The sequence below is a fragment of the Streptomyces rhizosphaerihabitans genome (assembly GCF_025399795.1).
Classification (GTDB): Bacteria; Actinomycetota; Actinomycetes; order Streptomycetales; family Streptomycetaceae; genus Streptomyces; species Streptomyces rhizosphaerihabitans.
Genome location: NZ_JAODTZ010000002.1, coordinates 164,910 through 190,122, shown reverse-complemented (window position 1 = coordinate 190,122; position 25,213 = coordinate 164,910). Strand labels below are relative to the sequence as shown.

The 25,213-nt window shown below is 69.5% G+C and carries 24 protein-coding genes; 12 read left to right on the top strand and 12 right to left on the bottom strand.

The features are described 5' to 3' along the window. Positions 1 to 3: 3 nt before the first annotated feature. The 7 genes from N4G66_RS02905 to N4G66_RS02875 form a co-directional block, all read right to left on the bottom strand. Entirely contained in the window at positions 4 to 1,608 is a 1,605-nt protein-coding gene (locus N4G66_RS02905; protein WP_261702312.1) for a hypothetical protein, read from the bottom strand. Positions 1,609 to 1,779: 171 nt separating this feature from the next. Beyond that, the gene (locus tag N4G66_RS02900; protein WP_261702311.1) at positions 1,780 to 1,953 is read right to left on the bottom strand and encodes a hypothetical protein; all 174 of its coding nucleotides are present in this window, start codon (positions 1,951 to 1,953) and stop codon (positions 1,780 to 1,782) included. Then, positions 1,950 to 2,744, bottom strand: coding sequence for a T4 family baseplate hub assembly chaperone (locus tag N4G66_RS02895; protein WP_261702310.1), 795 nt, complete (start codon positions 2,742 to 2,744; stop codon positions 1,950 to 1,952). Before N4G66_RS02895 ends, N4G66_RS02900 begins: the two co-directional genes overlap by 4 nt. Before the next feature lie 10 nt (positions 2,745 to 2,754). After that, complete coding sequence (locus tag N4G66_RS02890) at positions 2,755 to 3,225, bottom strand: phage tail protein (RefSeq protein ID WP_261702309.1); 471 nt, start codon at positions 3,223 to 3,225, stop codon at positions 2,755 to 2,757. Positions 3,226 to 3,334: 109 nt separating this feature from the next. Further along, the gene (locus N4G66_RS02885) at positions 3,335 to 5,437 is read right to left on the bottom strand and encodes a phage tail sheath subtilisin-like domain-containing protein (protein ID WP_261702308.1); all 2,103 of its coding nucleotides are present in this window, start codon (positions 5,435 to 5,437) and stop codon (positions 3,335 to 3,337) included. A gap of 23 nt (positions 5,438 to 5,460) precedes the next feature. Further along, on the bottom strand, positions 5,461 to 5,667 hold the full coding sequence (locus tag N4G66_RS02880; RefSeq protein WP_261702307.1) for a hypothetical protein: 207 nt from the start codon (positions 5,665 to 5,667) through the stop codon (positions 5,461 to 5,463). Then, positions 5,664 to 6,680, bottom strand: a complete 1,017-nt coding sequence (locus N4G66_RS02875) for a hypothetical protein (RefSeq protein WP_261702306.1) — start codon at positions 6,678 to 6,680, stop codon at positions 5,664 to 5,666. The genes N4G66_RS02880 and N4G66_RS02875 overlap by 4 nt, the downstream gene beginning before the upstream one ends. 469 nt (positions 6,681 to 7,149) lie before the next feature. Between N4G66_RS02875 and N4G66_RS02870 the strand changes: the two genes are divergently transcribed. The 3 genes from N4G66_RS02870 to N4G66_RS02860 all read left to right on the top strand — a co-directional run bounded on the left by N4G66_RS02870 (position 7,150) and on the right by N4G66_RS02860 (position 9,583). Next, a complete protein-coding gene (locus N4G66_RS02870; RefSeq protein WP_261702305.1) occupies positions 7,150 to 7,926 on the top strand; it encodes an AfsR/SARP family transcriptional regulator in 777 nt (258 codons plus the stop codon). Between the two features lie 271 nt (positions 7,927 to 8,197). Then, the gene (locus tag N4G66_RS02865; protein ID WP_261702304.1) at positions 8,198 to 9,238 is read left to right on the top strand and encodes a glycoside hydrolase family 25 protein; all 1,041 of its coding nucleotides are present in this window, start codon (positions 8,198 to 8,200) and stop codon (positions 9,236 to 9,238) included. Positions 9,239 to 9,286: 48 nt separating this feature from the next. Continuing rightward, the gene (locus N4G66_RS02860; protein WP_261702303.1) at positions 9,287 to 9,583 is read left to right on the top strand and encodes a hypothetical protein; all 297 of its coding nucleotides are present in this window, start codon (positions 9,287 to 9,289) and stop codon (positions 9,581 to 9,583) included. A 141-nt stretch (positions 9,584 to 9,724) separates the two neighbouring features. Here the strand turns inward: N4G66_RS02860 and N4G66_RS02855 are convergent, their stop codons facing one another. Beyond that, the gene (locus N4G66_RS02855) at positions 9,725 to 11,164 is read right to left on the bottom strand and encodes an ATP-binding protein (RefSeq protein ID WP_261702302.1); all 1,440 of its coding nucleotides are present in this window, start codon (positions 11,162 to 11,164) and stop codon (positions 9,725 to 9,727) included. 431 nt (positions 11,165 to 11,595) lie between these two features. Between N4G66_RS02855 and N4G66_RS02850 the strand changes: the two genes are divergently transcribed. From N4G66_RS02850 to N4G66_RS02835, 4 genes are all read left to right on the top strand, one after another. Further along, positions 11,596 to 11,976 carry a CPCC family cysteine-rich protein gene (locus tag N4G66_RS02850; protein WP_261702301.1) on the top strand — a complete coding sequence of 127 codons (381 nt, stop codon included), beginning with the start codon at positions 11,596 to 11,598 and terminating at the stop codon, positions 11,974 to 11,976. Continuing rightward, complete coding sequence (locus N4G66_RS02845) at positions 11,973 to 12,704, top strand: HEAT repeat domain-containing protein (protein WP_261702300.1); 732 nt, start codon at positions 11,973 to 11,975, stop codon at positions 12,702 to 12,704. Before N4G66_RS02850 ends, N4G66_RS02845 begins: the two co-directional genes overlap by 4 nt. 3 nt (positions 12,705 to 12,707) lie before the next feature. Continuing rightward, complete coding sequence (locus tag N4G66_RS02840) at positions 12,708 to 13,337, top strand: DUF6000 family protein (protein ID WP_261702299.1); 630 nt, start codon at positions 12,708 to 12,710, stop codon at positions 13,335 to 13,337. 141 nt (positions 13,338 to 13,478) lie between these two features. Beyond that, entirely contained in the window at positions 13,479 to 15,803 is a 2,325-nt protein-coding gene (locus N4G66_RS02835) for an RNA-binding domain-containing protein (protein ID WP_261702298.1), read from the top strand. Positions 15,804 to 15,888: 85 nt separating this feature from the next. On the opposite strand, the gene N4G66_RS02830 is transcribed toward N4G66_RS02835, so the two are convergent. Together N4G66_RS02830 and N4G66_RS02825 are read right to left on the bottom strand one after the other, a co-directional pair. Continuing rightward, positions 15,889 to 16,419, bottom strand: a complete 531-nt coding sequence (locus N4G66_RS02830) for an NUDIX domain-containing protein (protein WP_261702297.1) — start codon at positions 16,417 to 16,419, stop codon at positions 15,889 to 15,891. 1 nt (position 16,420) lies between these two features. Then, complete coding sequence (locus N4G66_RS02825) at positions 16,421 to 17,776, bottom strand: tetratricopeptide repeat protein (protein WP_261702296.1); 1,356 nt, start codon at positions 17,774 to 17,776, stop codon at positions 16,421 to 16,423. Positions 17,777 to 17,999: 223 nt separating this feature from the next. On the opposite strand from N4G66_RS02825, the gene N4G66_RS02820 reads away from it, so the two are divergent. The 5 genes from N4G66_RS02820 (at position 18,000) to N4G66_RS02800 (ending at position 22,558) form a co-directional block, all read left to right on the top strand. Beyond that, positions 18,000 to 18,749, top strand: a complete 750-nt coding sequence (locus N4G66_RS02820; RefSeq protein ID WP_261702295.1) for a hypothetical protein — start codon at positions 18,000 to 18,002, stop codon at positions 18,747 to 18,749. Positions 18,750 to 18,827: 78 nt separating this feature from the next. Continuing rightward, entirely contained in the window at positions 18,828 to 19,739 is a 912-nt protein-coding gene (locus tag N4G66_RS02815; protein ID WP_261702294.1) for a phosphotransferase family protein, read from the top strand. 1 nt (position 19,740) lies between these two features. Continuing rightward, positions 19,741 to 20,433, top strand: coding sequence for a class I SAM-dependent methyltransferase (locus N4G66_RS02810; RefSeq protein WP_261702293.1), 693 nt, complete (start codon positions 19,741 to 19,743; stop codon positions 20,431 to 20,433). Positions 20,434 to 20,464: 31 nt separating this feature from the next. Beyond that, on the top strand, positions 20,465 to 21,010 hold the full coding sequence (locus N4G66_RS02805; RefSeq protein WP_261702292.1) for an HAD domain-containing protein: 546 nt from the start codon (positions 20,465 to 20,467) through the stop codon (positions 21,008 to 21,010). 123 nt (positions 21,011 to 21,133) lie between these two features. Beyond that, positions 21,134 to 22,558, top strand: coding sequence for a hypothetical protein (locus tag N4G66_RS02800; RefSeq protein ID WP_261702291.1), 1,425 nt, complete (start codon positions 21,134 to 21,136; stop codon positions 22,556 to 22,558). Between the two features lie 197 nt (positions 22,559 to 22,755). On the opposite strand, the gene N4G66_RS02795 is transcribed toward N4G66_RS02800, so the two are convergent. Both N4G66_RS02795 and N4G66_RS02790 read right to left on the bottom strand, forming a co-directional pair. Next, positions 22,756 to 24,453, bottom strand: a complete 1,698-nt coding sequence (locus tag N4G66_RS02795) for a relaxase/mobilization nuclease domain-containing protein (RefSeq protein ID WP_261702290.1) — start codon at positions 24,451 to 24,453, stop codon at positions 22,756 to 22,758. Then, positions 24,443 to 25,018, bottom strand: a complete 576-nt coding sequence (locus N4G66_RS02790; protein WP_261702289.1) for a MobC family plasmid mobilization relaxosome protein — start codon at positions 25,016 to 25,018, stop codon at positions 24,443 to 24,445. The genes N4G66_RS02795 and N4G66_RS02790 overlap by 11 nt, the downstream gene beginning before the upstream one ends. Positions 25,019 to 25,213: the final 195 nt, after the last annotated feature.

The window sequence follows — 25,213 nt, the reverse complement described above, 5'->3', positions numbered from 1 at the left end:
TCATCACCCGCCCGCGCCGGTCAGGTAAGGCTGTTTCCGAAGCCGCGCCAGGAGCCCGTCCTGGAAGCGGCGCACATCGTCCGGGTCGGCGCCGGGCACCCGCAGTCGCAGCGTGCGCACCACCGGCCGGAGCACGTCGCTCTCCGGGAGCTCGGCGACCGGGAAGCCGGAGAGCAGCCGGTCCACCTTCTCCCGCACCGGGCCCGCCAACGCGGCCGGCAGCAGGTGGTCGACGATCGCCTTCAGCGGGGTGAGGTCGACCGGCGCGCTCAGGAAGCGCGGCAGCTCCGGCACGGCCAGTCCGGTCACGGCCGGAACCCGGACGGCCGGGACCCGCACCACGAACGGCGGTTCGGCGACAGGCGCGGGGGGCGGCACCGTCACATCGGGCAGCGAGGACAGCGACGGCAGCGACGGCAGGGGCGGGAATTTGACGGACGGCAGCTCAGGCAGCGCGGCGATCAGCGGTGCGAGCCGGCTCGGCTCGGACGGCGTTTTCTTGGCTTTCTTCGGTGCGGCATCCAGGGCGGCCAGGAAGACGTCCGCCTCGGTACGCAGCCCGGTGACGACCCGGACGGTCGGATGGCCGGTGATCAAGTCTCCGACGAACGTGCCGAGTTCGGTGGGCAACATGCCCACCGTCAGCTTGCCGCCCACCGTCGAAAGCGCGGACTCCAGGACACGGAGACCGTCCCCGAACGCGGCGCCCGCCGCGGTGAGCTGCGTCCGCAGCACGCCGGTCACCCGGGTGAGGAGGCGGTCGAGGGAGAGCGCCCCGTCGACACGGGACGTCGCGTCGGCGGCCACCTCGCCGATCGCGGTGGCCGCCCCGCCGGCGAGCGAGGCGAGGCCGTTCATCAGCGCGGCGACCGGTGCGAGCGCCGGAGCCACCCTGACGACCAGGAACGCCATGGCGCCGAGCACCTGGCCGAACAGCCGCCCGAGCCGTGCCCCGACGATGACCAGACCCGCCGTGAGCGGGTTGCGCATCCGGTCGCCGAGCACCTGGCCGATCACGTCCCGCACGGCGATGAACAGCCGGGTCAGCGACCCGAACAGCTCGTAGGCGGCGCGTACTTCGCGGCGGTCGCCGAGCGCCACCAGCAGGCCGTAGCCGAAGCCCGCGGCAGCCAGTCCGCCACCCACGAGGACGCCGGTGCCGACCGGCGCGACCACCATGCCGACGGCGAGCGCGAACGGGGCCAGTCTCCACACCACCGCGAGGATCAGCGTCTTCCAGCTGAAGTGGGTGAGCCTCGTCACCAGATAGATTCCGGCCACGGCGTAGAGCGGGTCGAGCGCCATGCCGACGATCTTCCCGGCGAGCCCGAGCAGGGACCCCGTGGCGTTCGGGCCGCCCTGGCTCACCGGAACCGAGCGCTGGGCGGCCGCGAACTGCTCCTCCAACTGACCGATGTTGACGATGTACCCGTTCAGGTTCAGCCGGGTGAGAGGGGTCTCGAACCCCCACCAGTGCACCAGGAACGCGGCGTGGGCGCGCTCCACGACCACCGACTCGTGGTCGACGATCTCCAGCCACGGCGTCAGGGTGCGGACCGTCGCGCACAGCGAGCGGGTCAGCCCGCGCAGCAGCATGATCACCGGCATCGTGTCGGCCCTCCCTCCGTCGGCTGTCCGACCCGGTCGGTGCGGGTCGGGTGGTCATCGCAAGTCAGTTGGTCCATGCGGGTCGGCTGGCCGGCGCGGGTCGGCCCGGTCGGTTCCGGTCAACCGGTCAGTGCGGGTCAGTCGGTCGGTGCGGGTCGGCCGGTCAGCCGGTCAGTTCCGGTCGCGGGCCGCCTCGACCTGGGCGTTCTCCCGCTGGATCTGCTCGACCAGCAGATCCACGAACTCGCGCCGGTCCCCGGCGGCCATGTCCATCAGCTCGCCGTAGGGCCAGTGCAGGTGGTAGCCGAGAAAGAAGACCTCCCGGCGGAGCTGGTCGAGACTCACTCCAGAACTAAAAAATTCGTCATGTCCAAGGTGGCCCGCATCTCGTGCCCGCAGGCCGGGCAGTCCAGCTCGCGGATCAGGTCGATGCCCGGCGCGCCGTCGTTGAAGGCCCGGTCGATCAGCCGGCGGTCGGTCAGGGTGAGATCGGCCAGGATCTTCGGGCCGAGCGCCTCCAGCCGGTGCTGCGGCAGGTCGCCGAGGGACCGCAGGCAGCGGGCCAGCAGCGCGTTCTTGCCCAGCGACGCGTTCTTGCGCAGCTGGGGCGCCGCCGCCGCTTCGTCGTCGCCGCGCGCCGGCCGCAGCGTCATCGCGGTGTGCACCGACCCGTCACGGTCGACGTACCCGTCGAGGAGTTCGACCACCACGTCCTGCGGCGTCTCCCCGTCGGCGAGCGGGCGCACCGGCAGTGTGTCCAGATCCTCGGTCTGCTCGAAACGGTCGCCGCAGGACGGGCAGGTGTAACCGGCCTTCAGCTCCGGCCCGAACGTGAAGCTGCGCAGCCGGATCAGCAGGAAGTTGCGGTCCAGCGAGTACATGGCGTCGATGTCACCGCGGCGTACCTGCTGCAGGTCGCCGAGCCGCACGACACAGCTGTGCAGCAGCGCGGTGACCAGCCGGCCGCCGTTGCGCTGGTTCGCCGGGTCGGCGAGGAGCGCCTCCTCGCGGCCGGTCATCTTGCGCAGCGTCACCTGCCGGTGCGTCTGTCCGTCGTGGTCGACGTAGCCGATCGGGAGGGTGACGTCGAGTTCGCGGGCGCCGGCCCGGCCGGGCGCGGTATCGGTGAGGGTCATCGGGGGGCTCCTAGGAGACGCGTTCCAGACCCTCGTGCTCCAGCACGATGGTCTGCAGGAAGAGGTTCGTCGACCCGGCTTCGAGGTCGGTGAACTTGGACGACTTGACCCATGCGCCGTAGAAGGCGAACTGCAGGACGACATCCCCGAAGTGACGCTTGACGATCATGCCGTTCTTGCGCACCGAAGAGCCGCCCTGCCGTGGGGCGTTGAGGCGGAACGTCTGCTGGAACCAGTCCAGGAACCGCTTGTCGTCGGCGCTGCCGTCGACCCGCCGCTCGATGGTCAGCGGCTCGAACTTCATCTTCGCGGCGGCCAGTTTGTACACGTGACCGCTGCCGCCGTCCGGTTGCTCGATCGTGTCCAGCTCCCCCTCGCTGAGCCCGGACACCTTGCTCACGCTGGGACTCTCCACGCCCTCGATGACGAGGACGAACTCATTGGCCCGATAACCCTCGTCGAAGTCGTTGACCCTGGGCATGACCGCTCCTCGCTTTCCCTCTGGTGGAACCGTCCGGCGGGACCGTCCGCCGTGACCTGTCCGCTGTGACCGTCCGGTGTGACCCGTCCGGTGGAACCGTCCGGTGGGCTCAGACCTCACTGGTCGTGGCACCGCTCGCCTGCTGGCCGACGACGATCACGATCGTCTCGGCCGGGCGGGACGGGTAGAACAGCACCTGGACCTGCAGCAGGCCCTGCTGCACCTGGTCCGGCGGGTTGTTGGTGGCGTCGACGGTGACCTTGAAGGTCTGTTCGGGGCTGCCGGTGCCGAACGCGCCCCGGCGCCACAGCCCCATCAGGAACGGGGTCACGGTGCCGAACTCGACGGCGCTCCACAGCGATTCGCGGTTGGGCTCCTGCCGTGCCCAGCGCAGTCCGGTACGAAGGCTGCTCTCGACGAAGTTGAACAGCAGCCGCACATTGACGTAGCGCCAGCGCGGGTCGGAGCTGAGCGTCCGGGAGGCGTCCACCACGATCCCGGCCCGCGGCACCGGCCGGATGCCGTTGACACCGCCGTTGACCACGAGGTCCGTGTGGTCGGCGTCGGAGATGCGGGTCTCCACGTCCAGCACGCCGAGCAGATTGGCCTCGTCGCCGGCCGGTGCCTTCCAGATCCCGCGGGTCGCCTCGATCCGCGCGCAGACTCCCAGCACGTGCCCGACCGGCGGGAGCGTGATCTGCGGACCGGTCCCGGTCCCGATCGGATCGGGCACGACGATCCACGGCCCGTACAGCGCTCCGTACGCCTTCCTCGTCTGCAAGGCCTGCCCGTACGCGACGGCCTGCCCGGCGTCCACGAAGCCCTCCGGGACGGAGCCGACGAACATGGCGTCGCCCCGGCCGGCGCAGTAGGCGAGGGCCGCCTGGGCGATCGCGGTGTCGGTGCGCTCGCAGCAGACCAGCTGGACGTCGAACGGGTCGAACGCGAAGAAGCCGGTGCGGGCCGAGGGATCGCCGATGAAATGAGTGGCGGTGGGGGTGCCGTCGGCGCCGCCCTGCAGCGACAGGAAGCCGTTCGTCGGGGCCGGCCGGTCGGCTCCCGGGCTCGGCGTGCCGACATCGACCAGCCGTACATGACGCGACCCGGAGAGCGGGTTGTTCAGCACGGTGGGCGCGTAGTTCGCGGCGCCCTGCTCCATCGACAGCCCGGTGTACGTCTCGACCGCGTGGTCGGTGTCACCCGTCCCCTGCGCGATGGTCAGGTCGAACTCGGCGTTGGAGACGGTGACCGCGCGCAGGTCGGTGAACGCGCCGGGGTTGGGCAGATCCGGCGCCCAGGTGACGGCGCCGCTCGCCCGGTCGACGGAGAGCAGCCGGACACGGGCGGTGGTGGTGTTGTCGGTGACGATGAGCGCGTCACCCACGTCGAAGCCGTCCGGCCGGGCCAGTTGCGTACCTCCGGCGCTCAGCGCGACCGGCGTGCCCTGCGCCGGGTTGGCCATCACGGCGAAGCCGAGCGCCGTCGCGTCCGCGGTGACCTGGAGCCCGGTCCAGCCGCCACCGACCGCGGCCCGCTCCCCGGTCGAGGTGAGGACCAGCGCGTTGCCGCCGAGCGAGGCGACCAGCAGGTGCGTCTGCCGGTTGATCGCGTCGCGGATCTCCTGCCGGGTGGCGGCCGCCGGGTTGGCGAAGTCGGTGCTGACGAAGGTGAGCGCGGTCGGCGCGCTCGCGCCGTCCACCTTGACCGACAGGGTCGGCGGCGAGGACATGTTGACCGTGGCGGAGAGCGGGGAGCCGGTGATCGTGGCCCGTGCCGACTCACGGAGTCGGCCGGACGCCGACGCGCTGAGCGCCGTCCGTACGAACAGCCCGCGACCCCACGCACCGGGGTCGGCCTGCCCGCGATGGCCGGCCTCCAGGCGCAGGGTGGCGTTGGTGCCGCCGGTGTCGGGCAGCGTCCGGCTCGCGACCGCGTCGGCGGCGCTGAGCGTCGGGTCGACCACCCGGTTGACGTACGCCGTCTGACCGCCGTTGTCGAAGAACCCCTTCACCAGGTACGCGCCCAGACCACTGGCGAAGTAGCTGCCGAACCGATCCACGAACTGCACGAAACTGGTCACCCGTACCGGTGTGTTGGGTACACCGCGTTGGGTCAGCACGTTGAACGCGCCGACCGAGACGGCGGCACCCGTGACCGTGGGCGCCTCGGTGCCGTCGGTCTCGATGACGTTGACGCCGATGTTGAAGGCCATCGCAGGGTTCTCCTTCCTTGCGCTCAGCCGCGCTTGCGGGGGCGGCGGACCGGGTTGTCGGACACGGTGTGCGCGACCAGGACGCCGGTGCGGCACAGGAATCGGACCTGGCCGAGATCGAGGTCCTCGGCGTCGCAGGGCACCTGGCCGAGCGGTCCGACGACCACCACACCGGAGCTCAGATGCAGTTCGACCGGTCGGCTGCGGGTGTTGGCGAGGGCCGTGGTCATACGATCTCCAAGAGGTCTGCGGTGACGGCCAGGTCGTCGACCGGGCGGACCGGCGGGACGGCCGGCGGGGTGCGCCGGACGCTCACGCGGTAGGTGAGGGCGGGGACATCGGTCAGGAAGCCGCCGATCCGGTTCGGACCGGGGATCCACACGAGACGGGTCGGCAGCCGCTCACCGTCGGAGACCAGCTCGTCCACGGGGGACAGCCGGTCCAGCACCGCTTCGAGCAGAGCCGCCTGGTCGCCGCGTGTGGCGGCGACCGGCGTGACGGCGTAGTCGATGTCGTAGGGGTCGCCGGGAACCGCCTGCCGCGAACCGGCGCCGGTGAAGTCACGGGGGACGACGGCGTCCACCACACGGTCGTACGCGCAGCGCACGTCGAACTGGACGACGTCGAGGGCTGGTGCCACCGGCGCCGGTTCACCGGCCGCGCGTACGGTCACGGGTACGGCGGTGCCGCCGATCTCGATGCCGGCCAGGCGGACGGCGAGGGCGCGGTCGGCGTCGGCGAACGGGCGCGGCGCGACCGCGATCACGTCGTCGAGGTAGGCGGTGAATCCCGTGCCGCCGAGGCAGCGCAACTGCATCTCGACCAGGGCGCCGGCCGCGGTGAGGTCGTCGAGGCTGAGCCGGACGGTCTCCCAGCGGCCCGCGGCCCGCACCGGCAGCAGGCGGTGCCAGGTGTTCGCCGGGTCGTCTATCGCGGTCGCCGCCGACCCGACCCGGAGTTCGAGGAAGAACGGGGCACCGCCGTAGCCCGCCGGGCGATCGGCCCGGACGGACAGCCGGAACTCGGTGAACCCGCTCAGGTCCACCGGTGCGAGAGGGCGACGCAGGCGGTGCCCGTCGGCCAGTGGTGTCGCGGAGACCTTCGCGCTGCGCCGGTCGGGGCCGTAGCCGACCACGACCGTCTCGTCGGCGACGGTGACCTCGGTGGACGGCGTGGAGCCGTCCGGTTCCACGGCCGCCCACTGGGCCGCGTCGCCCATGGGTTCGATGACCCGGGCGGTCATTGCCTGCATCCCTGCTGTCGCATGCCGCCGACTGTGCAGGGCCGGCCGTCACCGCGCCGTCACGACCACGTCCCCGGGCCCGGGCACCGACGCTGACCTGCGCCCTTCCCGTCCCCATCGTGCGGCTGGCCTCCGATGTCCACCCCGCCGTGCGGCCGAGCCGGCGCCCACGCGATCGGTTGACGCGGCGCCGGTGTCCGCGGGGCGACGGGTCCGCGGGTCCGCGGGCCAGCAGGTCGGCAGGTCGGCAGGTCGGCAGGTCGGCAGGTCGGTCGTCCGGGGGTGTACGGGGTCCGGTTCGCTGAGCGGAACACCACGTGACAGACCGCCTCCGGCCTTTCACTCTGGCCACCCGGGCATATGCGCACCGCCTGGGAACACAGGCCGCTCAGCCGGCGGCCGCGACACGGGGGAACGTGAACGAGCGATGGCCTGGAACGAATTACCCACGAAGCCGCGAAGAGACCACGTGACAGGGCCGGGACAGGCGGCGACGGCCAGACTGCGTCTGTTCGACGCCTTCCGGCTGGAGGGCGCGAACGGGAGCATCACCGTCCCGGCGAACGAGCAGCGGCTGCTGGCCTACCTCGGCCTGCACAAGCACGCCACGCGTTCGGTAGTCGCCGGGACCCTGTGGCCCGACGTCACCGAGGAGCACGCGCACGGCAGCCTGCGCACGGCGCTGTGGCGGCTGCGCCGGGCGCGGCATCCGGCCGTCCTCGCCGACGGCGACACGCTGTACCTGGCGGACGGTGTGTCCGTGGACGTCGACGACCTCACCCGGGCGGCCCTGCGCCTGACCGGCCCCGCGCACGAAGCGGGTGACGCGCCGCCCCCGCTGGGGCTCCTGGAGGGCGGCGAACTGCTGCCGGGATGGGACGAGGAGTGGATCTCCTTCGAACGGGAGCGGCTGCGCCAACTCCGCCTGCACGCCCTCGAATCGCTGAGTGCCTGGTTCATCCGGCGCGGCTGCTACGCACTCGCGCTGGAGGCCGCCCTCAAGTGCGTCGCGATCGAACCCCTCCGGGAGAGCGCGCACTGCGCGCTGGTGGCCGTGCACCTGGCCGAGAACAACGTCGTGGAGGCGATCCGGCACTACGAGGCGTTCTCGCGCCTGCTCCGCGAGGAACTGGGACTCGAACCCTCGGCGCGCTTCGCCGGCATGTTCCCGTACCGGGTCAAGGACGGTGCGCGAAGGCCCGGACCCCTGGTCTCGACGCCCGGGACGCGCGACCGCCGGGGATGACGGCGCAGTGCCGGAAGGGGAGTTGACGCGGCGGTGACGCAACGGTCACGGGGTGCCTGTCAGCGTCACCGGGTGCCTGCCGATGTCACCCGGGTTCCTGCCGGCGTCACCGGGCCGGTCGCCGGGCGGTCGTCCGCCGGGACGCGCGGTCCCGCCCGCCGAGCGGAGGGGACCGCGAGAGGCGCTCGCCCCCGCGCCGGGCGACCGCCGCGGGACAAGAACGCCACGCACATCCAGTACGCGATCGACAACAGGAAGGGGGCGGCCCGCCATGGCCACTTGCCGCGGAATCGATCTCTCCGTCTATCAGGGAGCCCAGGACTGGAAGGCCCGCAGGGCGGAAGGCGTGGTATTCGCCTTCGCCAAGGCCAGCGAGGGCGGGCACACCCACGACGAGCACTTCGCCCTGCACATCAAGGGCGTCATCGAGGCCGGTCTCGTACCCGGCGCCTACCACTTCGGCTGGCCCAACCAGAACGTCGCCGCCGAGGCGGCGAACTACATCGCCGCCGTCCGACCGCACGCGGGCCGGGGTTTCGTGCACTGGCTCGACCTGGAACGCAGGTCCGACGGCTCGAACTACGCGGGCGTCACAGCGGCCGGGATCCACACCTACGCCACCACCTGGATCGCCACGGTACAAGCCGCGTTCCCGGGCCAGCGGGTCGGCGTCTACACCTCGGCGAGCGACCTGGCCGCCGGCCACGCGCCCACCGCCGTCCCGCTCTGGTATCCCGCCTATCCCTGGTCCGGGGCGGCGACCTACCCGCAGGCGGAGGCGCACGCGAAGCCCAGCCCGTCCGGCAGGTCGCCGCTGTTCTGGCAGTTCACCTCGACTCCCCTCGACCGATCCATCTGCTACCTGAGCGAGTCCGCGCTGCGCGCGTGGGCCGCCGGAACGGAGACAGACATGGCACTCACCACCGACGACATCAACAAGGTCGCGTCGGCGGTCGCCGCGAAGCTCATCGCCGGCGGCGGTGTGCTGGAGGCGCAGGACGTCGACAAGGTGGCGTCCGCCGCGGCGAAGGCGGTCCTGACGATGGACGGGGTGATCTCGGCCCCTGCCGGCGCCCCGGACGTGAAGACCAATCCGTACTGGGCCCTCGAGTCCTACGTCAAGGACACCAACGCCCGCGTGCGCCTCGTACAGGCGACCGAGGCGGCCCACAGTGCGGCCATCGCGCAACTCACCACCACGATCGCGGCGTTCGACAAGACCGTCGACGCCGCCGCTCTCGTCGCCTCGATCACCGCGGCGATCGAGGCGGCCGTGCGCAAGGTCGTCATCCGCCTCGACCCCTCGTTCTGAACCCCTCGTTCTGAACCCCGACTCCTGACTCGTGAGACAGGACTTCCTGTGAACCTCTTCGCCAGTTTCATGCGCACCGTCGTACCGATCGTGGCGGGGCTCGTGCTGACCCTGCTCGTCCACATCGGCGTCGACTTCAGCTCGGCCTCGGTGGCGAGCGCGGTCACCGCGCTCCTGACCGGCCTGTACTACACGACGTTCCGGCTCCTCGAGACCCTCGCCCTGAAGATCCGCTCCCGCCCGCTCGCGACCGTCGCCGGGATCCTTCTCGGCTGGGCGACTCCGCCCGAATACCCGGACACGGCACGTCCGGCGCTTCACACCGTCGTCCGGCAGAGCCCCTGATCCAGCCCCTGACTCCGGTCGATCAGAGCACCACGACAACGGGGTCCGCCCCTGACCGGGCTGAACACCGCGCCCGAGAAGCTCCTCAACGCCGATCAGGGGGAAGCGATCACTCGACCGGAGCGCATCACTGCTCCGCGGCTACCGGGGCCGCCATGCCCGAACCAGGTCTTCCGATCCCCAGTGCGCGGTCAGCGGCAGATCGTCGGCCACCCCGCAGCGGGAGACCGCGACCAGCGGTGTGTCCGGGGCAGTGCCGGGGACAGCGAGCATGTCGCGTACCAAGGCGTCGTAGTCATGACGGCCGAAGGGCTGGGTCTCCAGCCACTTGACCGATCCGACGAAGTGCACCTGCCGGGCCGCCGGTTCGCGGTCCGCACCGACGAGATCGATCTCGGGGTTGTTCTGACGGTTCCACCAACCACCGATGGCCTCGGTCTCGGGCCACTCGTCATCGGGCATCAGCCGCAGCAAGGACTCGCGGATCAGCGGCTCGACCGCCCGCCCGCGCCAGGTGGTCCATGACCGCTCGATCCGTTCCATCGCCAAGTCCCCGCGGCCACGCTCGATGAGCGGGATCGCGCGCGCCAGAAAGGCCAGCCAGAACCGCAGATACGGGTCGGCGATCCGGTAGCGCTTGTTCTTGCTGTCCGGCTTGACGGACAGGGGGAGATCAGCGGCCAGGACCCGCTTGGCCTGCAGCATGGTCAGCAGCGGGGAGAGCGTGCCGGACGGCAGGGCGCCGGCGCCGCCGGCCCGGGCCGCGATCGCGCTGAACGTGCGCTCACCGCTGCCGACCGCTTCCAGTACGGCCCGTGAGTGCGAAGCCTCGGGGAACTCGCCCAGCAGGGACAGCTCGCCGGCCACCAGCAGGGGCGAGAGAGGATTGGCGACCGAGGCCTGCAAGAACGCCGTACGCCCCGTTCCCGGCCGCCATGACTGCACGATCTCGGGGAATCCTCCAGTGATCAACTGGGCGTCGACGGCCGCTGCGGCGTCGAGCCCGGTCATGGCCTGCACGTCGGCCAGGTTCAGGGGACGGACGGTCATCTTCGCCGCCCGGCCGAAGAAAGGGCGCCCGTACGACTGCAGTGCCTCCATCACCGAGGTATCGCTGCCGACCAGCAGCAGGAGCACGGGCTTGGAGGAGAGGTGACGGTCCCAGACGGTCTGGAGCGCGCCCTCGAATTCCTGGTCCTGCTCGACCAGCCAGGGCACCTCGTCGATCACCGCGATGCTGGGTGAGTCGTCGGGTACCGCGAGCGCCAGCGAGCGCAGGGCCTGGTTCCAGTCCTGCGCCTGGAGGCCGGCGATCAGCTCCGCCCCCGGCAGCAGGGACTGGGCGAGGGTCGCGGCGAAGTCGGCGCGCTCCGTCACGGGGTTACGCCCCCGGGTGGCCTGGAACACCACGTACGGTGCTCCCGAGCGGTCGCAGAACTCCTGGACCAGTCGCGACTTCCCCACCCGCCGCCGGCCCGTCATGATCACAGCCCGTCCTCGAGTGGCTCCCGCGCCCTCTGCCACCGTCCGGTACTGCTCGGCCAGCAGCTCAAGATCTCCGGCCCGCCCCTGGAACTCCACGACACACCCCCAGGGTGCTTAACGTAGATGGATTCATACGTAGATTGAATCTTACTTCACCTCGGCGGCCTGGCGGAGGAGCACGGCGGGTACGGAGGTGGGACTGCGGGATTTCCCGGCACCATCCCGGCACAGGGAAAGACGAAAGGGCCCGACCCCGAAGGACCGGACCCCACCTGACCCACATGTTCGCCAGGCCGCCGACATGGCGTTGTCTCATCCGCTCACACGTTGAAGCGGAATGTCTGAGGCTGGATCCTGACCTGCGGCGGAGCCCCCTCCAGGGCTCTGACCTGAGGTTTCCTCGCTGGCATGCGTTGGCTCCCGACGGCCGTTTACGAGTGTCCCGCGGACTGGCTGCGGACTGGCCGGGGGCTCCGAGGCGGCGAAATCCCTGGCACACCGGCGGGACCTGCAACGAGACTGCACGGGTGAGCGACTCCTGCCCCTGCCCGTGCTGCGGGCACCGCGTGCTGGGCGCGATGCCCGGCTCGTACGAGATCTGCCCCGTCTGCTTCTGGGAGGACGACGGGGTCCAGTTCCGCTGGCCGACCATGGCCGGAGGGGCGAACAAGGTCTCCCTGATCGAGGCCCAGCGGAACTACCAGGACTTCGGTGCCTGCGACGAGCACGGCCGCCGGTACGTCCGCCCTCCGGCCGAGGATGAGCCGCTCGACCCCGCCTGGCGCCCCATCGATCTGGCACGGGACTCCTTCGAGGACTGGGCGGCCCAGGACCGCGCCCCGTGGCCCGACGACCACTCGGTGCTCTGCTGGTGGCTGCCCACCTTCTGGCGCCGGGACCACCCATGACCACTCGCATCGAGAGACTCATCCAGCAGCTCGACGATTCGACCGGCCCGTCGTACGACGCCCGCGCGGAACTGATCGGCATCGGCTCCGACGCCATCCCCACCCTCATCGACGGACTGCCCTCCCTCGACGGCTTCGGGCAGCTGACCGCCATCGAGGTCTTCGAAGAGGTAGCGGACCCACGTTGCCGCCCCGCTCTGATCGCCCTCCTGCGCAGCGACGACTCCACCGTCCGGGAATGGGCGGCAATGGCCCTGGCAAGCCTGAAGATCGACGGCGCGGTCGAGCCCGTGCTCCACGCTTATCGCGCCTGCCTGGAGCGGGCGACGCCACCGGACTGGAGCGAGCCGGACGGCATCCGCTGGGCCCTGACCGAACTCGGCGCACGCACCCCCGTCGTCCCACCGCTTACTGCCCACCTACGAGCCACCGCTGCAGACAACGCTCCTGGATGGCCCTCGGCCCACTTCACCGAGATCATCAACGACCTGGCCGACCACGCCCAGGTGATCCTCTACTCCCAGTTCTGGCGAGTGGACGCTGGCCGCACGTACGGCGTCTCCGACACTGGCCTGGACTGGGAACTCGACTGGACCGCGCCCTGGGAGCACCTGGTTGAAGAGTCCCGCACGTGGTCCCTGCTGGAAGCCTCCGAAGCCCCCGTCGGCGACAACATCTTCGTCGCCCCCACTTGGATCGACCGGACTGACCTGCACCCGGAGAGGTGAACGATGCCGTCCCAGCACCCCAAGGATGTCGGCTACGGCCATGTGGTCGAGAGCTACGTGACGAGGATGTACGGCGGCCTCCCGCGCTATCTCGTACTGAATGGCGGGCGGTTCCTGGGCCCCCGGTGGTGGCACACCACCCGCTTCACCCGACACCTGCTGAATGACGCCGCCGCGATCACCGACGAGGAACTGGAAGCTCTCCTCGGGTACGAATGGCGCTCGCGCCTCACCGCCGCCTGGCTGATCGGCGTCGACCGCCGCGAACGGTTCCGGGCACGCATCGGCGACCTGCTCCTGGCCAGCGAGGTCTGCTACTCCGGCAGCGCCTACTGCTTCGCCCTGGCCCGCTTCGGCACCCACGCCGACGCCGAGATCCTCACCGCCTACCTCGACCACTACCTCCCCCGCACCGACCTCCACTACGACCAGCCCGCCGCCCTCGGTGCCCTCCTCCGCCTCGACGCCCTCCTCGGCACCCACCACGCCGACCGATTCACAGAGCCTGACGGCCTCTGGGACGAGTGGGTCAAGGGCGCGGGACGCCTCGGCTACCCCAGCCACACGCCCGCCGAGCTTCGCCGCTGGACGGACCTCCACTGCGACTTCGCCAACGGCTCGCCCCAACTCTGATCACCCCTCAACGCCTGTGGCTACGAAGAGGGTTCGCTACCACCAGGTGGTTCCCAGTAAGGGCCCCCTCGCGCAAGCGGTGCCGATACGATGCTGACCCTGCTGACGTCCGACCGCCGGCCAGAGAGCGAGTAGCCAGGAATGAACCTCGCCACAATCGAGCGAATGGTTCGAGACGGAGATCTGAGTCTCGACGCGCTCAAATACCTCATTGACTGCCGCGGCGAGTGCGAATGGCTAGATTTCAAGCAGCTCCTCCGGCTTGAGAGCGACTATGATGCCGCCGCTTTCACCAAAGACGTGGTCGCCATGAAAAATACAGGGGGTGGTTATCTCGTTATTGGCGTCCAGGACAAAACCTGGGTGCCAGTCGGCCTCAATTCCGAACTCCCATACGATGCGAAACTTCTCCGCGATAAGATCCGCCGGGCCACCGGACTAGAAATTTCGGTAGATATCGTCCAGCATCAGCTCCGCTACACAGGAGAACCACGATGGTTTGCCGTGATCTTCGTGAGGGCGGCGGCGAAGAGGAGAAAGCGGCGCACACCTTCCCTCGTAAAACACGACTTCCAACCGAAAGAGTCGTACGGTCTTCGTCGCGGGGATATCTACTTCCGCCGCGGCGATTCTACCGTGCGACTGGACAGTGCAGAGGAACTCGAGGAACTTCTTGACGACCTAGAAGAACGAGCGGATCAGGATAGCCTCGAGCGTGAACAATCGAAGACTCCGTTCGCCGTAGATACGGGGACCTACCGTCTCCTGGAGAAAGACTTCCAGTATTTTGTCGGACGCGACCAACTGCGGGAGCAGCTGATCTCGGCCGTCACGAAGGACCCCAGAATTTGGATCATCAACGTCCACGGCCCTGGCGGTGTCGGAAAATCCGCTCTTGCGACCTGGGCCGCCTATCACTTCTACGATCAAAGGGATTTTGAAGCGATCCTGCAGCTCACGGCGAAGGAGACCGTGCTGACATCTGGAGGTATCTCCCGCTCTCAAACCAGGACACTATACTCCCTCGAAGGGCTTCTCGACCAGATTCTATTGCTTTTCGGCGAGGAACCACCAGCTGCCCTTGACGACAAGAAGCACACCGTCCTGGAATGGCTCTCAGTGTGGCCTACTCTTATCGTCCTAGACAATCTCGAGACTGTCGACGATGGGAGAATCATCTCCTTCATTCAGGACCTGCCTCCGACTTCGCAAGCCAAGGTCATCATCACGAGTCGCCGCAAGACAGGCGGGTGGGAGTATCCCGTCACCGTCCCAGAACTGAACCACGAAGAGACTCGCGACTTCGTGGCGGTGAAGTCTGGAGAGCTCAGGATCGATCTCCCGATTACAGAACGCCGAATTAGCGAAATTAACAAGGCGTGCGGGGGTCTACCATTGGCGATCCAATGGACCCTGGGTCGCTACAAATTGCGCGGCGACCTCAATGATGCCCTGGGCGCGGTGCAGGGCGAAGATTCCCCGGTCCTGGAATTCAGCTTCCGTAACATCTGGGACGTATTGTCTGCGGACGCAAAGCTTGTACTAAGCGTCATGTCCATCTTTGACACGCCACCAGGTGATCACCTACTCGCCCTCGCTGCCGAAATTCCCCGCGAACGGCTCGATTCAGCCCTGCATGAGCTGGAAGAGGCTACGCTGGTGAGCCGCCAAGTACATCCGGCCGATGGGCAGGCAACCTACAGCAGCCTGCCCATTACCCTCTCCTTCGCCGCAAACCAGCTAGCTCGCTTTAGCGGCTTGGAGACCGGCGCCCGACGTCGAGTCCAACAGTACACGCAACAAATGGAGCTGAAGTCATGGGAGGTAGAAAGGTTCGTTGGAGTATTCGAGCGTTACGGCATTCAGGCCGACAGTGAGAAGCGTGGAGTGATCCTCTGTCGGCGAGGCGAGTCTGAAACATTCTCTGGAAACATGGACGCAGCTGACGCGCTCTTCCAGCAGGCACGCGATGTCGCACCGACCAGCGCCTACGTATTCGCAATGAGCGCAAGCTACGAGCTCGCACGCAACAGGATCGGTCAAGCCATAAAGTTTGCCGATGTCGCATGTGCGCGCGCGAGCCGTCTCACTGGCGGGCTCGCGTACAGCACAAAGGCGAGGGTGTGTGATGCCCAGCGAGATAAGTTCGGGCGCGTTCACGCCTTGCGGCGCGCTGTGGAATTCTCACCAGCAGACCTCGTACTGCTTCACCAGCTTGGTGTTGCCCTGAGCCGCGCCGGGGAAACCAATGAGGCAATCGCAAAATTCACAGAGATCATCACCGTGGAATCTGCACGAGATGTCCCGAGCGAAACCCTACTCATGGCCCTCAAAACGCGGATCATCAATTATCGGCGAGCGGGGCTCACTCAGAGAGCGCAGGAAGATCTGGCTCTCGCGAAAGATCTTCTGGCCCGCCACCCTCATCTCAGCCCTCAGGCGCACCACATTGCGGAGCTGGAGTAATCCCGGCCTCTCGTGAGCTCCACCATGCGCACTTCCTGTGTGCCGCTACGGCATATAGGAAGGCTGAACCCTGGACGGACTGTGCTCACCCCCAGCCGTCCAGGGAGACTTCCACGTCATTGGTCAGGTAGTGGTGGAGGGCACTCGACGTGGTGTCCACGAAGGCGTCGGGGATGGCGTTGGCGTCGATCCAGCGGACCTGCGAGTGCTTGCGGGGTTCGCGGTTTTCGGGTTCGCCGGTCCATTCGTGGGCGGCGAAGACGACGGTGAGGAAGCCGTTGGGGGCTTCGACACCCCAGGCACCGTGGATGATGTGGGCGACCTTGAGGGACTCGGGCTTCACCGTGAGGCCGGTCTCCTCGTAGAGCTCGCGGACTGCGGTCTCCGTGATGGGTTCGCCTGGCTCGCTCTTGCCGACTGGGAGGTCCCACAGGCCCTGGGCAAACTTGGCGTTCTCGCTGCGCTGGAGGAGGACGACGCGGTTGGTCGCCTTGTCGTGGACGATGACGGCCGCGACCAGCAGGGTCATCGATTCGAGCGCCGGCTTGAGGGCTTGGGAGCGGTCGTCGGTCTGCTGAGCCACGGGGTTCCCTTCGTCGGGCGGGTTGTTGGGCATGTTAGGCGAGGGCCTCGCGGGCGCGGCGGGCGAGATCGGCGGCGCCGGGCACCTTGCGTCGCTGGTAGACCGCGAGGGTGGAGCGGATCGAGGAGATGGCCTTGCGGGTCCGGTCGGAGGTCATGCCCTCCATGAGCACCAGGGCCTGGGTCCAGGCGGCGACAGCTTCGTCGGCGCGGGCCTGCGCGGCGAGGCTGTCGCCGAGGTCGGCGTGGGTGAGGGCGTGGACGCGCTTGTACTTCTCGGGATCCCAGCGGGTGAGGGCGTCGCGGTGCTGCTGTTCGGTGCCGATGTGGTCGGCGAGGTCGGTGAGGGTGCGGGCGGTGTGGCTGGCGACGGTGCCGGCGGCGGGGCCGCTGACGCGGGAGTAGCTGGGCTGGGGGCCGTCTTCCCTGAGGAGGGCGTCTTCGGCGGCGAGCAGCGCGCGTGCGGCCGAGGGGTTCTCGTTGACTGCGGCGTAGGCGCGGGCGTGGGTGATGTGGAGGAGTGCCTCGGTCTGACCGTCGACGTGGCCGAGCCCGGCCTGGAGGGCGCCTTCGACGAGGTCGACGCAATGGTAGGGCTGCTTGAGACTGAGGGCCTGGTGGGCGAGGGCACGCATCATCCAGGCCCCGTGGCCGTGGGGGTCGGCTTCGCAGGCGAGTTGGTAGCCGACCTGGTAGTAGCGCTGGGCGGCGCCTTCGTGGCCGAGGTCGTGGTGCTTCCAGCCTGCGAGGTAGGCGAGTTCGGCGACGGCTCCGAAGGCGGCTCGGCGTAACGCTTCGCTGGGGAAGCGTCCGCGGAGCATCGGGGCGGCGGTGTCGGCAAGGTAGGCGGTGACAGTGGTCAGGCCGTGCCCGCCGCCGAGGCGCTCGTCGGCCGCGCTGAAGGCAGCCGTGATCTGCCGTACGACGTCCACGTCCTCCGCGCCGACCACTGACGTGCCGGTGCGGGCGCGGAGCATGCGGGCGGTGGCCTCGTGGTCGTATCCGAGCGGCATGGCGACGCCGGCGGTAGTGAAGGCCGCGATGGCGAGGAAGCGGCGGCGCTCGACGTCGGCCCGGCCCAGGTCGGTGACGGCAAGGACAGGGTCGGATTCCGCCTGTTGTTCGGCCGCGTCGGAGCGGAGGCCGATCTCGGTCTGGGTGATCGTGCGTCCCGCTCGGCGGGACAGCGCTTCGGAGAGGTACTGGCCTACCCGGCCCGAAGGGGCACGGGCGCCGTTCACCCAGTGCGAGATGGCCGACTTGTTGGTCTGGAGGATCTCGCCGTTCTCGGCGGCAACCCGCCGCACGTCCCTGGCGAGGGCCTCGTAAGTGCAGCCGACCGCATCGATGACTTCGCGCAGATGGGAGTTGGGGCCTCTCTGCGCCGCCACAATCGCCTCCACTCCGGAGCTGTAAACCGCGTATACCGCTTCAACTGCCTTCTACCGTACCCACTGAGCGTGACCACCTGTTCACTTGTCAGTAGCCGCCCGGAACGGCGCGACCGTGATCCAGGCTCCCCCTTGGTCCGGGCGGCACCCCGAAGTTCCGTACGCCCACACCGGGCTCGGGCATTCCTGTGCCCGAACCTGGTCGATCAGAGACGGAGACACGGTGACCACCATCGACACCACGGCCATCACGGTCGAACTGCCCGAGGCCTTCGACCCGCGCTGGAGCCGGCTGCCCGGCATCCAGGTCGACGGCCGACGCATCACGATCGACCCGGCCGAGTACTTCTTCCGCTTCAAGTCGAGCACGTGGCTCGTCGCCGACTGGGAGCTGGTCAAGGCCCAACTCCTGGACGTGGACGAGACGACCGAGAGCCCGGTCGAGCAGTTCGCGCTCGACTTCATCAAGCAGCACAGCGAGTCCACCTCCGATGCGGCCCGCGTTCTGGCCACCGCGTACGAGGTGTACGCGTATCTCTTCCGCGACGAGCACCTGGCCGACCTCGGCCTGCCGCAGATCACCGCCGATCATGTGCGGATGCTCCGCGAGGCGGCCACGCTCATGGCGCTCAACAAGGTCGAGCTGGACGGGCACATCTCCAACGTCGGCCCGTGCTGGTTCTTCCCTGCCGCCACGTCCGTCGTCTTCGACCTGGACGACGAGATGGGCGGGATGCTCGACGAGGTCTACCACGGCGGCTGGTTCAACGAGCACCGCCGGATCGAGTCCATCAAGGCCCACGCGGCGCTCGGTGGCCGGCTCGTGCACGGGTGCCAGTCCGTGCCGGACCAGTCCGGCGGCGTGGTCGCGCCCTACGGTGCCTCGATGGCGAACTTCCGCGACGACCTCGCCGCGTTCAAGGCGGGCTGGATCGAGCAGGTCTACGCCCACCGCGTGAACCCCGCCGCGTAACCCACCATCCGATCAGGCTCCGGGGCGGGCCGGCATCCCTCGCCCGCCCCGGAAGCCACCATCCCCCGGAGCCCTCCCATGACCACAAACCCCAGCGCCGAACTCCTCGACAACCTGCTCACCGCGACCGGCCAGACCACCGCCGTACGGGAGGAGGTACGCGTGTGGTCCATGTCCGGCGTCGAGCGCGTGACCTTCCCCGACGGCTCCACGGCCATCTTCAAGTACGCCAAGAAGCCCTTCGACAGCGAGGACCAGGCCCTACGCCTGGCCCATACCCTCGGCGTACCCGTCCCCCAGGTCCACGCCTCCGCCGTCCTGGACGGCTGGCTCGGCATGCTCATGGAGGACCTCGGACCGTCCGTCCGCGAGGCCGACGACCTCGACGGTGTCGCTGCGGCCGTGGTCCTGCACGGCACCCGTACGGCTCCGCCCTTGCCCGTCCTCGGCCAGGAGCGCCTGCGCGCACTTCCGGCCCGGGCGCTGGAACACCTCGAACGGCTGCGCAAGGCCGACCGGTGGCAGGACGCCGACGACGTCGAGGACGCGATCGACCGGATCGCCAAGGCCGCCGAAGCCCGCTCGGCCGGAGCAACACTGGAACCGTTCGGCTGGGTGCACTCCGAGTTCCACCCCACCAGCCTCCACATCGGCGAGCGCGGCTGGCGGCTGCTCGACTTCGCCCGCGCCTTCACCGGCCCCGGCCTGCTCGACCTCGCCAGCTGGCACGGCACCATCGAGCCCCCGCACCCCGTGCGCCTGCGCATCTTCCTGGAGCAGTACGTCACCGCCGGCGGCACCCTCGACGCCCTTGCCCCGCGAGGCGGGCTCACCGCCGAGAACTGGGCCCTGGGCTGGCACCGCATGTGGGCCGTCGAGTGGTTCATGGAGCAGTCCATCCGCTGGATCAACGACCCGGCCACCGACCCCGCCTACCTCAAGGCCGTCCGCCGCCACCTCACCGACGTCCTCCACCTCCTGGAGATCTGACGTGCTCGCCCAGGCATCCCCCTGGCACGCCCACGCCCTCCAACGCACCGCCGCCGGAATCGCCGAACCTCTGGCAGTACCCGCCCGGATGGAGTGGACGACGAGACCCGGCCAAGGTCCCGGCGCCGACGTCCTCGGCCCCGACCTGCGAGGCAAGCGACTCCTGGAACTCGGCTGCGGCCCCGGCCACAACGCCGCCCACCTCGCCACCCGCCATGGCGCCCGTGTCACCGGCGTCGACCTGGTCGGCCTCCAGGTCCGCCGCGCCCGCTCCCACTACGGACGGCTGAACAACCTCACCTTCGTCGCCGGTCACGGCCTGCACTACCTGCACGCCTCCGACGAGCAGTTCGACGCGATCTACTCCGTCTTCGGTGCCATAGGGCTCGTCGCCCCCGAGCTCCTGCTCCCGACCATCGCCCAACGCCTCGCGCCCGGCCGGGTGCTCGCCTTCTCCGTCCCCCACCCACAGCGCGGCGGCCGCAGCCCCTCCGGCGACGACCGGCCCCGCCGCGACCACGTCACCCTCCCCGACCGCACCCGGCTCCCCATCGCCCGCTGGGAGTTCGACACCGACCGCTGGGAGAAGCACCTCAGCCAGACCGGCTTCTGGCTCACCTCGGCCCAGGAGTTCCACGACCCCCGCATGGGCCACTGGCCCACCACCCTGCTGATCCGCGCCCGCAAGCTCTGACAGCCGCGTTCATCCGGACTATGGAGGACCGATGCGCCCGCCCTACCTGCTCCTCGACATCGACGGTGTCCTCATACCCTTCCCCGACGAGCACGGCTCGACCCCGGCCACCCACACCCGCCACGACGTCGTCCCCGCTGGCCGCAGCGCCGACAACCCGGTCACCGTCTGGCTCAACCCCGACCACGGCCGCCTTCTCATGGACGTCATCCGCACCGGCCTGGTCACCCCGGTCTGGTGCACCAGCTGGCGCCAGGACGCCGCCACCCTCATCGGCCCGCTCCTCGGCCTTCCGACCCTGCCGTACGTCGATCTCCCGCGTCCGCAGATCACCACCAGCCACCCCAACGGCTACCTGTGGAAGCGCGACCACGTCGAGGCCTGGCTCGGCGACGCCCCCGCCGTCTGGATCGACGACGACTTCACCGGCCTCGACCATGAATGGGCGTTGGAGCGCGCTGCGAAGGGAACGGCGACCCTCCTCATTCAGCCCGACCCGCACCTCGGTCTACAGCCCGAGCACCTGACCGAGGTCACGAGGTGGGGCGCGCAGTTACCCACAGCCCGCGCCGCCTGACGACTGATGTCCTCGCTGCTACGAGCAGCGAGGACATCAGGGTGTTGCTCGAGCGCGAGCCGTCTGCGGTCTGTGGCACGTATCGGCGCCGCTGATGTCGGAGTCGGCTGGAACACTGCGGTCGTGATCAACGAGATGACCCCAGACCTTCCTGGTGCTCCCTCCGGCTCCCTGCCACCCAGAGCACAGGCAGAGCTCGCCAGCACCGCCTGGGAAGAACTGCCGCACGTCTGTACGGGCCGGCACGGTGTGCCTGACACACCGGACATCCTCGGCGCTGTGCTCGCCGCCGACCCGGCCCGCCGGGTACGGGCGGTGGGCGATCTGTATCGGCTGCTCCTCAATCAGGAGCGGGTGTTTCCGGCAACCGCTCCGGCAGCCTTGGTCCTGGCCTATCTTCTCGACGATCCGCGCACCCTCGCCGAAGACCGGTGGGAGCGCAGGGCCGGTCGGCGGTCGCTTCGCGCCGAACTACTGAACTGGCTGGCTTCGTTCGCCGACATCGCCCGCCTGGACGTCGAGGACGGCGTCGGCACGGCGCAGGATCTGGCTGCCGCTCGTACGGCAAGGCCAATTCTCCACGACCGCATCGCGGATTTCTGCGACGACGACGATCCACTGGTAAGGGAGGCCGCGCTCGCGGCCACCGCCCTGCTCCTGGCCGACCCCGCCCTCGCCTCGTCCGTACCCCGGTACGCGCCCGCCGTTCGCGAGGTCCTAGCCGTGAGCGCGGACTCGTACTACCGGTGGATCGCCCGGGAACGGCTGGCTGCCTGGGGGAAGGATGTCACCGGCCTCGTCACTGCGGAGGAGGAGCGCCGCGCGGCCCTGGACCGGGCAGGCGAGTTGGCGGAGGACCCGTTCGGCCAGGACCAGGAGCAGGCGATCCGCTGGCTGGAAGAGCAACCCGAGGACACCGCGACTCCGGAACGACTCGGCCACCGGCGTGAGGACCGGGCCGCGCCCATACCGGCCGCCCCGCACGAGCCGGCACCCGAGCCGCCCGTGGCCGCCCCGGGGAGCGAGGCGGGGTACCGCGGCCCGTGGCGGATCGCCCGGGAGGAGGAGCGCGCCGAGTGGACGTTCACGCCGTACGTAGGAGTCGGCCCCCTGCACTTCGGGATGACCTTGGAGGAGATCACCCGCGTCCTCGGCGAAGGACCGGCCGTCTCGTCCTACTCCCACCACGGCGAAGACCAGCAGCTCAACTACGCCGACTTCACTGAGAGCGGGATCAGGGCCCTCTTCCATGACGACCGCCTGGGGTGCGTCGCCGCAGACGCCCTCACCGGCCCCCAGGTGAGACTGGACGCAGCCCCGCTGACCGGCTGCGCGCCTTCCCACGTGGAGGACTGGCTCGTCCACCGCACAACACAGCCCGGCAGCCTGGCGTACAGCGTCGCCGGCGATCCGGTCTTCGCCGACCTCGGCCTGGCGATCCGCTCCCAGCGGGCCAGCGACGTCGTCCTGACCCGCCCCCTCTTCCTGCTCCACGACTGGCTCGACCTGTGGCACGCGCTGCCCAGCGAGGAGTGGAACTGCTCCTGAAGCGTGGTTCGCCGGTCGGCCTCACCCGAGTGCGAGGCCGACCGGAACGACATCTCGTCCACTCGAGCAATATCGGGGGCGTAGACCACCGGCCGGGTGGGGAATCAACGTGAGCAGCTCTGTGGCTGGCTGAGCATCGAACCGCTGATCCGGACCGATGCCGCGCCACGAAACGTGGCGAGGGCATCTGACCGGGGTCAGCGGTGTCGACTGTGCTCTTCGGGCCTCGTGGCCACCGGTGCGACCGGAGGATGCGGCGTGGCAGACCTGGCCGATGTGCCGCTGATGGTGCTTTGCCTGCGAGCGGCTTGCGCCCGCCGATTCGGCTGAGCGGTGATGCGCCAGTTGAGGACCTCGGCGGGGTGCTCGGCGCTGCCGAGTTCTCGCTGGGAGCCCACCTCGGCCAGGAGACGTCGGGGGTTGTGGCCGGCGGTCTCGGCGTGGGCGAGGGTTGTGGTCAGGGCGGCCCAGGCGGGGTCGGCGAGGATCTGGTCGGCGTGGTCGGGGAGGGCCACGCGAACGTCCTGCTCGAAGCGGCGGGCGGTCGCAGCTCGTGGTGCGCGGCGGGCCAAGTCCGCCAAGACGGGTGCGGCGGCCTGCTGGTAGCCCGCCTGGAGGTGGCGGAAGGCTTCCTCGGCTGCTGCCGCCTGCTGTTCGTGGCCGCGCTGCTCGTGCCAGTTGGCGGCGGCGCGGGCCAGGTGCACGGTGGCGAAGAGCAGGGCGATGGCGAGTCCGTCCGGCTCGCTGGAGGCGTAGACGAGTTCCTTAGCGGCCTTGCGCAGGGCGGTGGCGGCTTGGTGGTCGGCGCGGGTGGCGGAGTGGCGGGCGCGGTTCAACGCCATCGCTGCCGCCCGCAGCTCCGCCCGGTGAGGGCCGGTCGTGGCGTTGGCGATGTTGTACAGGACATCGCCGAAGGCAGCCAGGTAGCCATGGGCGGCGGCATCGTCACTGGAGTAGAGGACGGTGCGTGCCGCGTGGACGGCGATGGTGGTGTGCCGCCACGGGTCTGCGGGGTCCGCCACATACCGGGAGTGGTCGGCCACCTTCTGGTCGGGGAGGCGTTCGCGTAGGCGGTTGATGGAGAGGTCGGGGGCGAGTTTCGAGCCGCCGTACCAGACGGGTTCGCCGGCCACGTTGGTGTCGCCGGGGGCGGCGAGGCTGTAGCCGATGACGTCGCCGGTCTCGGGGCCGAGGCGTGTCTTGACCTTGATGCCGAGGGACTGCAGCACGGTGAAGTAGTCGGCTTCGTTGCGTACGGCGGCGGCGACCGCGTACGCCTGCTCGCGCAGCCACTGCCGTGCCGTGACCGCCTGCCCCTGGCGCTCGGCCTTGGCGCGTTCGGCGCTGGTGGGGGTGCGGGGCGCGGTGAGATCGCCGGACTTCAGGCGGCGCAGGCCGAACTCGGCCTCGATCTTGCGGCATTCGGCTTGGGCCCGTTGCCCGTCGCGGTGGGTGCGCGGGCGGCGGCCGTCGGCGCGGACGGTAGTGGCCATGATGTGGATGTGGTCGTCGGCGTGGCGCACCGCGATCCACCGGCATGCCTTCTCGTCGCCTTCGGGGGCGATGCCGGCGGCGTGAACGATGCGGCGGGCGACCTCGGCCCACTCGACGTCGGTGAGGTAGCGGTCGCCGGGCGCGGTACGGACCGGGCAGTGCCAGACGTGCTGAGGCGACTTCTTGCTGCCCAGCTCGCGGGTGCGCAGGTCGACGTGGGTGTCGAGGCGCTTGGCAAGCTGGGAGTAGGTGGCTGCCGGGTCGCGGCCGAGGTCGGAGGCGCCGGCCATGTCCCAGGCGGCGACGATATGAGGGTCGGTGTGTTCGTCGCGGCGGCCGGGGCCGAAGAGATAGGCGATCAGTCCGCGGGTGTCGGAACCGGTGGAGACGTCAGGAACCATGCGCGGTGCCTTCCGCCAGGAGCCGGTCGATCAGTCGGTAACTGTTCTGGGCCGCTTGTTCGACACGGTCCAGCACCGCCTCGGCTCGCTCGGGCACTGTTCCTCGGTGGATGGCTGCGGTGATCTGGTTGAGGTTGCTGCCGATGCGGTTCAGCGCGACCGTGTGTACCTCGACGGCCTCGATCAGCGGGCGGAGGGGATCGTCCTCTGGGCTGCCGATCAGCCCCGCCTTGCCAAGGGCAACGGCGAGGGCGGCGTCCCCGACGAATCCGGCGAACTTCTGGCCGCGCTGATGAGCGGCGGCGCTGATCACGCGGACCGCGGACCGCGTGAAGCGAATGGTCTTCTCCTGGTCACGCTTCTCCACCGTGCGCTTGCGGTTCATCAACGCGGGCAGGACAGGGGCGTCGGGATCCCGCCAGGAGGGCTGCTCGGCGGGCGGTTGGACATCGGCCGACGGCTTCGTGCGAGGAGCGACGGAGTCGGCTGCGGGCTGACAGCTGGTCTCGGCTACACCCTTCTCCGGCTCGGGCGCCCCCTGGCGCTCGACCTTCTCCTCCGCCACCCCTGGGGCGGGGGCAAGCGCGGACGAAGCCTCGTTAGAGGCTCGTTCGCTCCAGCTTGCTGCTGATCGGCGGGGCAAGCCGAAGAGTCCCTTGCGACGGCGGGTGGAGGCATTGTCGGTGCTCGTTTCGGGCATGGTGGTGCTCCGGTAGTCGTGTGGGGTGGGGCTTCGTCACGTCCGTTGCATCTGTCCCGT